Here is a 12,453-nt window from a genome sequence, read left to right on the forward strand (position 1 = left end):
GGCTTGCCCGCCGGGCCGCATGGGCTAGTTCAGAGCGGATAGGGGGGGGCGACATGACACCTGAAAAACCCGAGAGCGTGCTGGAATTCTGGTTCGCCGAGGACGTCCGGCCGAAGTGGTATGCCAAGGACGCAGCCTTTGATCGACGCATCGTCGAACGTTTCGGCGCGACCTATGAGGCCGCGCATCGCGGCGAGTTGGACGACTGGATCGAGGAGGAGTGCGGTGCGCTTGCGCTGATAATCGTGCTCGATCAGTTCCCGCGCAACATGTTCCGCGGCTCCTCCCGCTCTTTCGAGAGCAACGAGATTGCGCTGGAGCATGCCCGCACGGCCCTCGCGCGGGGATACGGCCAAGGGATGACCGCGGCCGAGCGGCAGTTCTTCTACCTGCCCTTCATGCACAGTGAGGCTCTGGCCGATCAGGAACTGTCCGTGGCGCTGTACCGCGCGATGGGCGAGGCCGAGTCACTGAAATACGCCATCCTGCACCGCGATATTGTCGCGCGTTTTTGCCGCTTTCCGCATCGCAATGCGGTGCTAGGGCGTTCAACCACGGATGAGGAAGCGGAGTTTCTCAAGACTCACTCAGGGTTCTGAAAAGCATCCAACATCAGCGGTTGATCGGGGTTTCGGGCCCCGATGATCACGGCTGTTGGACGCGGTGTGTTCGTGCGAACGGATCATGGGTGGGATCGCGTTGCCAAATATACTCGCAGCCCTGAGCGACTTCCTCGGCTTTGTCCTGCCCGATCAGTTCTGCGATCACCCCCAACGCCATGTCCATGCCCGCCGAGACACCGGAGGAGGTGTTGTACTTGCCGTCGCAGACCCATCGCGCTTCCGCCTGCCAATCAACCTCGGGACGTTTCTCGACAACCCAATCGAACAGCGCCTTGTTCGTTGTTGCCCTGCGGCCGTCCAGAAGCCCGGTAAGGGCCAACAAAGCGCTGCCGGTACAGACCGTAAGCACACGCTCCGCGTTGTGTGCCGCTTCCTTCAGCCAAGGCAGCAGCGGGTCGGTATCCACCGGAATGGTCCTGCCCCAGCCTCCGGGCACCAACAGGATGTCGAAGGCCGTGCCCTCGTCCATTGCCCTGTCCGCCACGGTAGCGACACCCATATTGCTTCTGACCGGGCCTGCGGTTGGGCCGACCAAGGTCAGTTCGAACTCATTGGCGAGCCAGCCGAACATTTCGACGGGGCCAAAGAGATCCAGAAGTTCAAAGTTCGGATAGACCATTACCCCAAGACTGCGCATCGAAGGCCTCTGGTTTGAGGAGTCCGCTCTAGTTCGCTCGATGATCCTACGCACTGCCTGATTCCGGCAAGTGCGACTGTGCTGGAACGAACGCTGAGCCATGCTTGCGAGGATGCCGGATGCAATTCAACCGTCAGGACGCGGAAGCATCGGGAGGCGCGCGCAAGCTGACGGGCTTTGCCGGAGCTGAAAGCAATGCTCGGCCGTTGGCCTAAGGCGGTGGCCATCGGGCCGCAGTCTGCGAAGATCTGCCGTGGCGTATCGCCGACGGATCGTGACACGCGGATTGGTGCTGGCCGATGCTCGATGATCGGACGCGATCCAGTGGTAGGCCCGGCAGGACTTGAACCCGCAACCAAGGCGTTATGAGCGCCCTGCTCTAACCAATTGAGCTACAGGCCCCCAATGGTCGCCCTCCGCTTATCCGGGGGCGCAGGGCGCGTCAAGAATATCGGCCGCCAACGCGCCTTTCCGTTGCCCCCGCGCGGCCTTTGCGCTAAGGCGCGGGCCAAAGGTTCCACTGGCGGAGATGCGGGCGATGACCACGGGGAAAAACGGGCTGACCTATGCCGATGCGGGCGTCGATATCGATGCGGGCAATGCTCTGGTCGAGCGGATCAAACCGGCGGCGAAGCGCACCACGCGCCCCGGCACCATGTCGGGTCTGGGTGGCTTCGGCGCGCTGTTCGATCTGAAGGGCGCGGGCTATAACGATCCGATCCTTGTCGCCGCCACCGACGGCGTGGGCACCAAGCTGCGCATCGCCATCGACACCGGCAACGTGGACACCATCGGCATCGACCTTGTGGCGATGTGCGTCAATGACCTTGTGTGCCAGGGCGCCGAGCCGCTCTTTTTCCTCGACTACTTCGCCACCGGCAAGCTGGAGCTTGACCAGGCCACCCGCATCATCGAGGGCATCGCCGAGGGCTGCGCCCAGTCGGGTTGCGCGCTGATCGGCGGCGAGACCGCCGAGATGCCGGGCATGTATGCCAAGGATGATTTCGACCTCGCGGGCTTTGCCGTAGGCGCGATGGAGCGCGGCGCCGACCTTCCGGCCGGTGTCGAGAAGGGCGATGTGCTGCTCGGCCTCGGCTCGAACGGTGTGCATTCGAACGGCTACAGCTTCGTGCGCAAGGTGGTCGAACTCTCGGGCCTTGGCTGGGAGGCGGACTGCCCCTTCGCGGAAGGCTCGCTTGGCGCGGCGCTGCTGGCGCCGACCCGGCTTTACGTCAAGCAGGCGCTTGCCGCGGTGCGTGCGGGTGGCGTTCATGCGCTGGCCCATATCACCGGCGGCGGCCTGACCGAGAACCTGCCGCGCGTCCTGCCCGAAGGGCTTGGCGCGACGATCGACCTTTCCTCGTGGGAACTGCCGCCCGTCTTCCGCTGGCTGGCCGAGACCGCCGGCATGGCCGAGGGTGAACTGCTCAAGACCTTCAACTGCGGCATCGGCATGATCGTCGTGGTCGCCGCCGACCGCGCCGAGGCGCTGGCTGAACTGCTGCGCGCGCAGGGCGAGACCGTGACCCGCATCGGCACCGTCACCGAGGGCGCCGGCGTCGCCTATGAGGGCAAGCTTCTGTGAAGCGTGTCGCGATCCTGATTTCCGGGGGCGGGTCCAACATGGTCCGCCTCGTCGAGGATATGCAGGCCCAGGGCTATGCGAGCCCGGTTCTGGTGGCCTCGAACGATGCGGCGGCTGCGGGGCTGGAGAAGGCCGCGCGGATGGGCGTGCCCACGGCCGCCATCGACCACCGTCCCTTCGGCAAGGATCGCGCGGCCTTCGAGGCCGAACTGCTCAAACCCATCATGGCCGCTGAACCGGATGTGCTCTGCCTTGCGGGCTTCATGCGCGTGCTCACGCCGGGCTTTGTCGCGCAGTTCGCGGGTCGGATGCTGAACATCCACCCCTCGCTTCTGCCCAAGTATCCCGGCCTGCACACGCATCAGCGCGCGCTGGATGCTGGTGATGCCGAGGCGGGTTGCACCGTGCATGAGGTCACGCCCGTGCTGGACGATGGCCCGATCCTCGGGCAGGCCCGCGTGCCGGTCAAACCGGGCGACACAGCCGACACGCTGGCCGCGCGGGTACTGGTGATGGAGCACCGTCTTTACCCCGCCGTCCTGCGCCGCTACGTCGCCGGAGATCGCGCGCCGGTTCTGCTCTAGGCTGCGCATCGGGCGTTTTCCGGCGAAATCGCGCCGCGCGCACTTTTCTTTCGCGTCTCAACCTCCTAAAGGGGAAGTGACGGCGGGATGACCCCGCGACCAGAGAAGCGCGCGATGCCCACAATTACCACGACCGAAGCCCTTGCCGCATTCTGCGCGAAGGCGAAGACCCAGCCCTACGTTACCGTCGACACCGAGTTCCTGCGGGAGCGGACCTACTGGTCCAAGCTCTGCCTCGTGCAGATGGCGCTGCCCGGCAAGGAGGGCGAAGCGGTCCTCGTCGATCCGCTGGCCGACGGTATCTCGCTTGAGCCGCTCTATGACCTGTTCCGGCATCAGGGCACGGTCAAGGTGTTCCACGCCGCGCGGCAGGATCTGGAGATATTCTTCACCGAGGCCCAGGTCTTCCCGCTGCCGCTGTTCGACACGCAGGTCGCGGCCATGGTCTGCGGCTTTGGCGAGCAGGTCGGCTATGAGACGCTGGTCAAGAAGATCGCGCGCCAGCAGCTCGACAAGACCTCGCGCTTTACCGACTGGTCGCGCCGCCCGCTGACCGAGGCGCAGCTGAAATACGCGCTGGCCGATGTGACCCATCTGCGGGTGATCTACGAGTTCCTCTCGAAAGAGCTGAAGAAATCAGGCCGCGAGCAATGGGTCGAAGAAGAGGAAGCCATCCTTCTTAACCCCGAGACTTATATCACACGCCCGGAAGAGGCCTGGCAGCGGGTCAAGACCCGCACCACCTCGGGCCGGTTCCTCGCCATCGTGCGCGAGTTGGCGCGCTTCCGCGAGGGCTATGCGCAGAACAAGAACATCCCGCGCTCGCGTATCTTCAAGGATGACGCGCTGCTGGAGTTGGCCTCGACCAAGCCCACCTCGATGGATGAACTGGCCAAGTCGCGCCTGCTCCTGCGCGAGGCACGCCGGGGCGACATTGCCGAGGGCATCCTTCAGGCGGTGAAAGAGGGGCTAGAGGTTCGCCCCGAGGACATGCCCTGCGTGCCCGAGGAAAGCAGCCAGTTGCAGGTGAACACCGCGCTGGCCGACCTGTTGCGCGTGCTGCTCAAGGCGAAGTCCGAGGAAACCGGCGTTGCTGCCAAGCTGATCGCGAGCGCCTCGGATCTGGACCGGATCGCTGCGGGCAAACGCGACGTGCCCGCGCTGAACGGCTGGCGCAATGAGGTCTTCGGTCAGGATGCCCTGCGTCTCGCGCATGGCGAGATCGCGCTGACGGCCTCGGGCGGGGCCGTGCGGATCGTTCTCGCGGACTGAGCTTAGCGGCTGACCGAGCGCGCGTTGTTCGCGCCGGTCACCACGATCTTCGAGACATCGCGCAGGCGGGCGTTCGAGATGAAGGCCGCCACGGTCACTTCGCGCGACTCGGGCGTCAGGACACGTCTGGAGGCGTCGGAATAGGGGTCCGGTTCGGCCACGACGAAGGAGTAGCTCATCACCCCATCGACAGCGTAGCCATCGTTATCCGCAATCAGTTCAGCGTCCCACCAGCCCTGCGTCGGCGTCAGGCCCGCCGCTGAAACGATGGCGCCGCCCTGCGTGGGCTTCACCTCAAGCCGGGTCACCTGGTCGATCATCTTGCGGTAGTCGCCAAGGCTGACGGCGTAGCCGCCCTCGGGTTCCAGCGTCGCGACTTCCTCATCGCCGCCGAACCAGTTGAACGGGTTGTAGCGGCTTTCGCCAAAGCCGCAGCCGGCAACGACAGTAACGATGGCAAGCGAGGCAAGAAGGGGCTGTCGCATGGGAACTCCGGACTGGTTTGCTCTTGGGTAGCCCATTGCGTGGCTTTTGAAAAGCCGCCACTGGACCCATGCGCGCACTCGCGCTAGGCAGGGGCGACGCTAAAGAGGAGAGGCACATGGCCACCGAAAGCTTCGAGGAAATCGCCGAGACCTTTGAGTTTCTCGATGACTGGGAAGACCGCTACCGGCATGTGATCGAACTGGGCAAGGCGATGGCGCCGATGGACGATGCCGTGAAGGTGCCTGCCACCAAGGTCGAGGGCTGCGCAAGTCAGGTCTGGCTGCTGCCGCGGATCGAAGGCACCGGCCCCGCCGCGCGCTTCGATTTCCAGGGCGAGTCGGATGCGCTGATCGTGCGCGGCCTGATCGCGGTGCTGCACGCGCTTTATTCCGGGCTGAGCGTGGTCGAGGTCTCCAACGTCGATGCCAAGGCTGAACTGGGCCGTCTGGGCCTCAATGAGCATCTCAGCCAGCAGCGCTCGAATGGCGTTGCCGCGATGGTCGAGCGTATCCGGCGCCTTGCGGCCGAGGCGGCGGCAGCCTAGGCCCCGCCGCCCCGCAGATCACGCCTGAGCGGCGGTGATGATGATCTCGACGCGGTAGTCGGGCGTCGCAAGGCGGGCCTCGCCGGTTGCGCGGGCGGGGCAATGGCCCGCCGGAACCCAGGCATCCCAGACGGCGTTCATCTCGGCGAAATCGGCGATATCGGTCAGCCAGATCTGTGCGCTCAGGATGCGGGTCTTGTCCGAACCCGCTTCGGCCAGCAGCTGGTCGATGCTGGCGAGAATCGCCTTGGTCTGGGCAGTCACGCTTTCACCCGGTGCGCCGACCTGACCGGCGAGCCAGATAAGCCCGTTGTAGACGACGGCCTCGCTCATGCGCGCGCCACATTCGATACGTTTGATCTCGGCCATTGGCCCCTCCGTGATTGATTGCCAAGGTGATAGCGGCAGGGTCTCGCCGGGGCCAGTGGCTTTCCGCGTGAGCGCACTACCTTTGACCGGAAAAGGGGTTTCGAAGTGTTTGGACGATTTCTTGCGGCATTGATTTTTCTGACCGTCCCGGCTTGGGCAGAGAACATGGGAGAGCGATCGGCAAGTCGCGATCTGCCCTTCCGGCTGGAGCGCGTGGCCACGCTCGATCTGCCGTGGGCCATCGCGCCGCTGCCCGATGGCCGCCTGCTGGTGACCACCAAACCGGGGGAGATCTGGCTGTTCGATGGTGAAGATGGCGTTTCGCTGGAAAATGTCCCAGAAGTGCAGTTTTCTGGCCAGAATGGGCTGTTGGACATCGCCGTTGCGCCTGATTTTGCGCAGTCTGGCGCAGTCAATTTCACCTATGTCTCGCCACAGAACGCGCTTGTTCTGGCCCGTGCGCGACTTGGAGATGGCGCGTTGGAGGGGATCGAGACCCTTTGGCATCAGACGCCGGGCGGGCGTGGACAGCCCGGCGGGATCATCGCCTTCGGCCCCGACGGGATGCTTTATCTGAGCGTAGGCGACCGGATGCAGCCCGATACGGCGCAAGAACCCGACAACCCGCGCGGCAAGATCCTGCGCCTGACGCCCGGCGGGGAACCCGCGCCCGGCAATCCGTTTTCGGGCAGTCCGACCCGCGCGGCGACCTGGACCGACGGGCATCGCAACCCCTACGGCCTAGCCTTCGCGCTGGACGGTCGGCTCTGGTCGCATGAGATGGGGCCGCGCGGCGGCGATGAGCTGAACCTGATTGCGCCCGGTTTGAATTACGGCTGGCCGGAGGTCTCGAACGGCGATAATTACACGGGCTGGCCGATCCCCGACCACGATACCCGCCCCGAATTCGCCGCGCCGTCTCTGTGGTGGACGCCCGTGATCGCGCCTGCGGGGCTGGCCTTCTACGTGGGCGACGATTTCCCCGATTGGCGCGGCCATATGCTGATTGGCGCGCTACGCGGGCAGGGGCTTGTGCTAGTGGCGGGCGATGGCTCGGACCAATTGGCGCGGTGGGATCTGCGGATGCGCGTGCGCGATGTCGCCGTGGATCGCGCGGGGCACGTCTGGCTCATCGAAGACTCGGGCTCTGGTGGGCTGTATCGCCTGGTGCCGAGATGATCTGTAGGGAAGTTGGAGCGGGTAGCGGGAATCGAACCCGCGCGTTCAGCTTGGGAAGCTGACAGGCTACCATTACATCATACCCGCCTGTGCGGCGCAGAGGTAAGCGAAGCGCGCCCGGTCGTCAAGCGGGCGCGCGCAGATTCAGCCGCGTCTGCGGCGGCGCCCGCCACCGCCATCGCCACTGCCGCCGCTGTTGAAACTGACCTCGGGCAGGGTCAACACCTTGGCGAGTTCAGGGAAGGGGTCGCTGGCATGGGGCATGGCGTTGGCGGCCACGAAATGCTCTTGGAAGCGCGGCTCGATCGCGGTTTCGATCTTGTCGATACGCTTGACCTGCGCCTCAATCGCGCGGCGTGCGCTGCGGGCGCAAAGCGCCATGCGCGCGCCGGTGCCTGCGGCATTGCCCGCCGAGATGACGTGATCCAGCACGACATCGGGGATCATCCCCAGCACCATCGCGTGCTTAGGCGAGATATGGGCCCCGAAGGCGCCTGCCAGCACGACGCGGTCGACCTTGTCTACTCCCATCTCGTCCATCAGCAGCCGTGCGCCCGCGTAAAGCGCTGATTTCGCTAGCTGAATCGCGCGTATATCACCCTGCGTGACGGTGATGCGCGGGCCGTCCGGGCTGCCGTCATGGATTACATACTCATGCGTCCTGCCGGTCGAGACGCAGCGCGCCGTGCCGGTCTGATCGGCCGAGCCGATCAACCCCGAGGGATCGACGATCCCTGCCATGCGCATCTCGGCCACGGCCTCGATGATGCCCGATCCGCAGATCCCCGTAATGGTCGGCGTGCCAAACTCGGGCGCATCCGACCAATGATCATTGCCGATGATGCGGAAGCGCGGCTCTTTCGTCACCGGGTCGATCTCGATCCGCTCGATCGCGCCGGGCGCCGCGCGCTGCCCCGAGGAGATCTGCGCCCCCTCGAAGGCGGGGCCGGTGGGCGACGAGCAGGCAAGCACGCGGGTGCGGTTGCCCAGAAGGATCTCGGCATTGGTGCCGACATCGACGATCAGGGACAGGTCGTCGCGCGTCTCGGGCGCCTCGGAAAGCGCAACGGCCGCGGCATCCGCGCCGACATGGCCCGCGATCAGCGGCAGGATATAGGCGCGCGCGGCGGGCGCCAGATCACCCAGCCCGATCTCGGCTGCGGCCAGGTTCTGCGCCTCGCCGGTGGCCAGCGCGAAGGGTGCCTGGCCCAACTCGACCGGGTCGATGCCGAGCAGAAGGTGATGCATGACCGGGTTGCACACGACGCTCACCTCGACCACGGCGCCCGCGTCAACGCCGGCCTCAGCGACCAGCGCGGCGGCCAACTGGCCAAGCGCATCGCGCACGGCGCGCGTCATTTCGACGTCGCCGCCCGGGTTCATCATGGCATAGGAAACCCGGCTCATCAGGTCTTCGCCAAAGCGGATTTGCGGGTTCATCAGGCCCGAAGACGCAAGTACCCGCCCATCGGCAAGGCTGACCAGATGCCCCGCGATGGTGGTCGATCCAAGGTCGATCGCCAGTCCGTAAAGCGGTGCGTCGCGCAAGCCCGGCCAAAGGGCGACGATCCGCGGAAGGGCTCCGGTGCCGTCGTCATTCACCGCGACGGTCACCTTCCACTCGCCCCTGCGCAGCACAGGCTGCAGAACGCGCATCACCTGAAGATCGGCCGTCAAACCCTTGATCCCCCATTGCGTCTCCAGCGCATCGGCGAGGCGCTGGAAGTCGCCCGAGGGCTCGTGCATGTTCGGTTCAGCCACCTCGACGTAATAGGCATGTGTCGCCGGATCCATGTCCATCGCGCGCTCTGAGGCAGACTTGCGGATGACCTGGCGGTGAACTTGCGACTCCGGCGGAACGTCCAGAACGACATCGCCCTGAATGCAGGCCTGACACCCGAGCCGTCGCCCGGGCTTGAGGCCGCGGACGCGGTCGTAACGCTCTTCGACGGCGTTGATCTGTGTCAGCGCATCGGGGCCGACATGAACGCCATGCTTGGGAAACTCGCCGTAGCCGGGGGAAACCTGGCATTTCGAGCAGATCCCGCGCCCGCCGCAAACGGAATCGAGATCGACGCCAAGCTGTCGCGCGGCCTGCAGGACGCTTGTGCCCTTGGCCACGCGCCCGCGCTTACCCGAGGGCGTGAAGATTACCAATGCGTCGTCGGTCATGCGCGTCTCCTGTTCCTGTGGCTGTTCTAGGCCGAAGCGAGCGCGGGGCAAAGCCCATGTGCGACGGGGCGCAATGCGAAATCGTCACCTTCGGTGGGATGGCGCGGCAGGGGGCGCCGCCCCCTCGGCCCGGATGGGCCTCACCCCCGGGATATTTCGACCACATTGAAAAGCGGCCCCGCAGTTCCTTCAATGTGGCTGAAGTATCCTCGGGGGGTGAATTGGGCGTAGCCCAAGAGGGGGGCAGACAGCCCCCCCTGCTTCGCGTCTCAGCGGCCCTGGCGCCGCGCCATGAACGCGAGGCGCTCAAAGAGGTGAACGTCTTGTTCGTTCTTGAGCAGCGCGCCATGCAGTTTGGGCAGCAGGCTCGCACCTTCGCGCTTGAGATCTTCGGGGGCGAGGTCTTCGGCGAGCAGGAGTTTGAGCCAGTCGAGCACCTCGGAGGTCGAGGGTTTCTTCTTCAGTCCCGGCGTTTCACGGATCTCGTAGAACTGGGTCAGCGCCTCGGCCAGAAGCGATTCCTTGATGCGCGGGAAATGCACCTCGACGATCTGCTTCATGACCGCAGGGTCGGGGAAGCGGATGTAGTGGAAGAAGCAGCGCCGCAGGAAGGCGTCGGGCAGTTCTTTTTCGTTGTTCGAGGTGATTATGACCACGGGGCGGTGCACGGCGCGCACCGTTTCGCCGGTTTCGTAGACGTGGAACTCCATCTTGTCGAGTTCTTGCAGCAGGTCGTTCGGGAACTCGATATCGGCCTTGTCGATCTCGTCGATCAGCAGCACGACCTTGGCATCGGCCTCGAAGGCCTGCCAGAGCTTGCCCTTGCGGATGTAGTTCTTCACGTCATTGACGCGCGCGTCGCCCAATTGGCTGTCGCGCAGGCGCGAAACGGCATCGTATTCGTAAAGCCCCTGCTGGGCCTTGGTGGTGGATTTGATGTTCCACTCGACCATCGGCAGTCCGAGGCTTTGCGCCACCTGGCGGGCGAGTTCCGTCTTGCCGGTGCCCGGCTCACCCTTGACCAGCAGCGGGCGCTCGAGCGCGACGGCGGCGTTGACCGCGACGGTCAGATCGGGCGGGGCGACGTAGGTCTCGGTAGACTGGAAACGCAAGGATTCTCTCCGGAATTGTGGCGCGCCAGAGGTTAGCCGCGCCCCAATATGGCCGCAACCCAATGCTAGGAAAGATAGGGTCACCTTGACGCGGTGCGAAAAGGAGGGCGTGACATCCCTTTCCGCTTGGGGTAAGTGAGCGCCCGAGGAGGCCCGCATGGCAGGATACGCAAATTCTACTTCGACGGGTACGACAGAGAGGGCAGAGATGAAGGCCGAAAACTTTCTTCCCGACGACTATCGCCCCGCCGAGGACGAGCCGTTCATGAACGACCGTCAGCTCGAGTATTTCCGGCGCAAGCTGGTCGCCTGGAGAACCGAGCTGCTGGAGCAATCGGCGGAAACGCTTGAAGGTCTCGCCGAATCGGCACGCAGCGTTCCCGATATCGCTGACCGCGCCTCGGAAGAGACCGACCGCGCGCTGGAGCTGCGTACCCGCGATCGTCAGCGCAAGCTGGTGTCCAAGATCGAGGCCGCGCTGCGCCGCATCGACAATGGCGAATATGGTTACTGCGAAGTGACCGGCGAGCCGATCTCGCTGCGTCGACTGGATGCGCGCCCGATCGCCACGATGACGCTGGAAGCGCAGGAGCGCCATGAGCGCCGCGAGCGGGTTCACCGCGACGACTGATCTGCGCGGCTGTTGATTTCGCTCAAAGACCATTCCCACCGGCGCCTCCAAGGTGCCGGTGATTTCGTTTCGGGAGGGACCATGCTGATCGGACGCAAGATCACCGTTTTGGGGGCCGGGGTCGCGGGGCTGACGGTCGCGCGGGCGCTGGCGCTGCGTGGCGCCGAGGTGACGGTACTGGAGCAGGCCGATGCGATCCGCGAAGTGGGCGCGGGGCTCCAGATCTCGCCCAATGGCGCGCGGGTGTTACGGGCGCTTGGGCTGGGCGAGGCGCTCACCGAGGCAGGGCCACGGGCGCAGGCGGTCGAACTGATCGACGGAGAGACCTCGTCGCGCGTGGCGCGGCTCGATCTGGCGCGGCTGCGCGGCGGGGACGAATATCGTTTCCTGCACCGCGCCCGGCTGATCGAGCTTTTGGCCGAGGGCGCGCGCGAGGCGGGCGTCCATATCCGGCTGCTGCAAAGGATCGAGAGCGTCGAGTTGGGCGATCATCCGCCCCGTTTGTTCACCGCGCAGGGCGGCGAGATGGAGGCCGACCTGCTGATTGGCGCAGATGGTCTGCATTCCAAGGTGCGTCAGGCGCTTAACGGTCAGGTGGCGCCCTTCTTCACCCATCAGGTGGCGTGGCGCGGGGTGATCCCCTGCGCGGACAGCGAGCCCAAGATCGCCCAGGTCTTCATGGGGGCGGGCAAGCATGTCGTCAGCTATCCGCTTGGAAACGGGCTGCGCAATGTCGTCGCGATCGAAGAGCGTGACCGCTGGGTCGAGGAAAGCTGGAACCTGCGCGACGATGCGATGACGTTGCGCGCCGCCTTCGAGGATTTCTGCCCCCCCGTCCAGAAATGGCTGACCCAGATGGAGGAGCCTTGGCTCTGGGGTCTGTTCCGCCACCCGGTGGCCGAGCGTTGGCATGGGCACGGTGCGGCGATCCTGGGCGATGCGGCGCATCCCACCTTGCCATTCCTCGCGCAGGGGGCGGTCATGGCGATCGAGGACGCCTGGGTGCTGGCGGAAAGCCTCGCCTCGCACGAAACGCCTGACGCGGCGCTGGCGGCCTATCAGGCGCAACGTCGGCCGCGTTGCACGGCGATTGTCGAGGCGGCCAACAGGAACTCGCGCAACTATCACCTCTCGGGTGTGACGCGGGCGGTGGCGCATCTGGGGCTGCGTGCAGCCTCCGCGATTGCGCCGGCGCGGCTGATCGGGCGGTTCGACTGGGTCTATGGCCACGATGTGACGGCGGGCGCCGGGGGCTGAGC

General features: G+C 65.3%; 13 protein-coding genes and 2 tRNA genes. 8 read left to right on the forward strand and 7 right to left on the reverse strand.

Going from position 1 to position 12,453, the window contains the following annotated elements; all coding sequences use genetic code 11:
• Positions 1-53 precede the first annotated feature (53 nt).
• Positions 54-599 (forward strand): DUF924 family protein, encoded by a 546-nt coding sequence (locus tag N3C64_RS09360; protein WP_260014070.1) that lies wholly within the window; start codon positions 54-56, stop codon positions 597-599.
• Between the two features lie 46 nt (positions 600-645).
• Here N3C64_RS09360 and N3C64_RS09365 read toward each other — a convergent pair whose 3' ends face one another.
• Both N3C64_RS09365 and N3C64_RS09370 read right to left on the reverse strand, forming a co-directional pair.
• Entirely contained in the window at positions 646-1,242 is a 597-nt protein-coding gene (locus N3C64_RS09365; RefSeq protein WP_260014071.1) for a DJ-1/PfpI family protein, read from the reverse strand.
• A gap of 343 nt (positions 1,243-1,585) precedes the next feature.
• A tRNA-Ile gene (locus N3C64_RS09370) sits at positions 1,586-1,662 on the reverse strand.
• A gap of 136 nt (positions 1,663-1,798) precedes the next feature.
• Here N3C64_RS09370 and purM point away from each other — a divergent pair.
• The 3 genes from purM to rnd all read left to right on the forward strand — a co-directional run bounded on the left by purM (position 1,799) and on the right by rnd (position 4,701).
• Positions 1,799-2,845 carry a phosphoribosylformylglycinamidine cyclo-ligase gene (gene purM / locus N3C64_RS09375; RefSeq protein WP_260014072.1) on the forward strand — a complete coding sequence of 349 codons (1,047 nt, stop codon included), beginning with the start codon at positions 1,799-1,801 and terminating at the stop codon, positions 2,843-2,845.
• Positions 2,842-3,429: a phosphoribosylglycinamide formyltransferase gene (gene purN, locus N3C64_RS09380; protein WP_260014073.1), complete on the forward strand. Its 588-nt coding sequence runs from the start codon at positions 2,842-2,844 to the stop codon at positions 3,427-3,429. The genes purM and purN overlap by 4 nt, the downstream gene beginning before the upstream one ends.
• Positions 3,430-3,543: 114 nt before the next feature.
• A complete protein-coding gene (rnd, locus tag N3C64_RS09385; RefSeq protein WP_260014074.1) occupies positions 3,544-4,701 on the forward strand; it encodes a ribonuclease D in 1,158 nt (385 codons plus the stop codon).
• A 2-nt stretch (positions 4,702-4,703) separates the two neighbouring features.
• On the opposite strand, the gene N3C64_RS09390 is transcribed toward rnd, so the two are convergent.
• Complete coding sequence (locus tag N3C64_RS09390; RefSeq protein ID WP_260014075.1) at positions 4,704-5,186, reverse strand: hypothetical protein; 483 nt, start codon at positions 5,184-5,186, stop codon at positions 4,704-4,706.
• A 116-nt stretch (positions 5,187-5,302) separates the two neighbouring features.
• Here N3C64_RS09390 and N3C64_RS09395 point away from each other — a divergent pair, with 116 nt between their 5' ends.
• The gene (locus N3C64_RS09395; protein ID WP_260014076.1) at positions 5,303-5,731 is read left to right on the forward strand and encodes a SufE family protein; all 429 of its coding nucleotides are present in this window, start codon (positions 5,303-5,305) and stop codon (positions 5,729-5,731) included.
• A gap of 18 nt (positions 5,732-5,749) precedes the next feature.
• On the opposite strand, the gene N3C64_RS09400 is transcribed toward N3C64_RS09395, so the two are convergent.
• Positions 5,750-6,100, reverse strand: coding sequence for a RidA family protein (locus N3C64_RS09400; protein WP_260014077.1), 351 nt, complete (start codon positions 6,098-6,100; stop codon positions 5,750-5,752).
• A 129-nt stretch (positions 6,101-6,229) separates the two neighbouring features.
• Here N3C64_RS09400 and N3C64_RS09405 point away from each other — a divergent pair, with 129 nt between their 5' ends.
• A complete protein-coding gene (locus tag N3C64_RS09405; protein ID WP_260014078.1) occupies positions 6,230-7,279 on the forward strand; it encodes a PQQ-dependent sugar dehydrogenase in 1,050 nt (349 codons plus the stop codon).
• A 13-nt stretch (positions 7,280-7,292) separates the two neighbouring features.
• On the opposite strand, the gene N3C64_RS09410 is transcribed toward N3C64_RS09405, so the two are convergent.
• From N3C64_RS09410 to N3C64_RS09420, 3 genes are all read right to left on the reverse strand, one after another.
• Positions 7,293-7,366, reverse strand: a tRNA-Gly gene (locus N3C64_RS09410).
• Positions 7,367-7,423: 57 nt separating this feature from the next.
• Positions 7,424-9,451: an ASKHA domain-containing protein gene (locus tag N3C64_RS09415; protein WP_260014079.1), complete on the reverse strand. Its 2,028-nt coding sequence runs from the start codon at positions 9,449-9,451 to the stop codon at positions 7,424-7,426.
• Between the two features lie 269 nt (positions 9,452-9,720).
• Positions 9,721-10,563 (reverse strand): AAA family ATPase, encoded by an 843-nt coding sequence (locus N3C64_RS09420; protein ID WP_218630763.1) that lies wholly within the window; start codon positions 10,561-10,563, stop codon positions 9,721-9,723.
• Positions 10,564-10,771: 208 nt separating this feature from the next.
• Between N3C64_RS09420 and dksA the strand changes: the two genes are divergently transcribed.
• Both dksA and N3C64_RS09430 read left to right on the forward strand, forming a co-directional pair.
• Positions 10,772-11,194, forward strand: a complete 423-nt coding sequence (gene dksA / locus N3C64_RS09425; protein WP_218630762.1) for an RNA polymerase-binding protein DksA — start codon at positions 10,772-10,774, stop codon at positions 11,192-11,194.
• A gap of 81 nt (positions 11,195-11,275) precedes the next feature.
• Positions 11,276-12,451, forward strand: a complete 1,176-nt coding sequence (locus N3C64_RS09430; RefSeq protein WP_260014083.1) for an FAD-dependent monooxygenase — start codon at positions 11,276-11,278, stop codon at positions 12,449-12,451.
• Positions 12,452-12,453 lie beyond the last annotated feature (2 nt).

Origin of the sequence: Sedimentimonas flavescens (assembly GCF_025154035.1) — a bacterium.
Classification (GTDB): domain Bacteria; phylum Pseudomonadota; class Alphaproteobacteria; order Rhodobacterales; family Rhodobacteraceae; genus Rhodobacter; species Rhodobacter flavescens.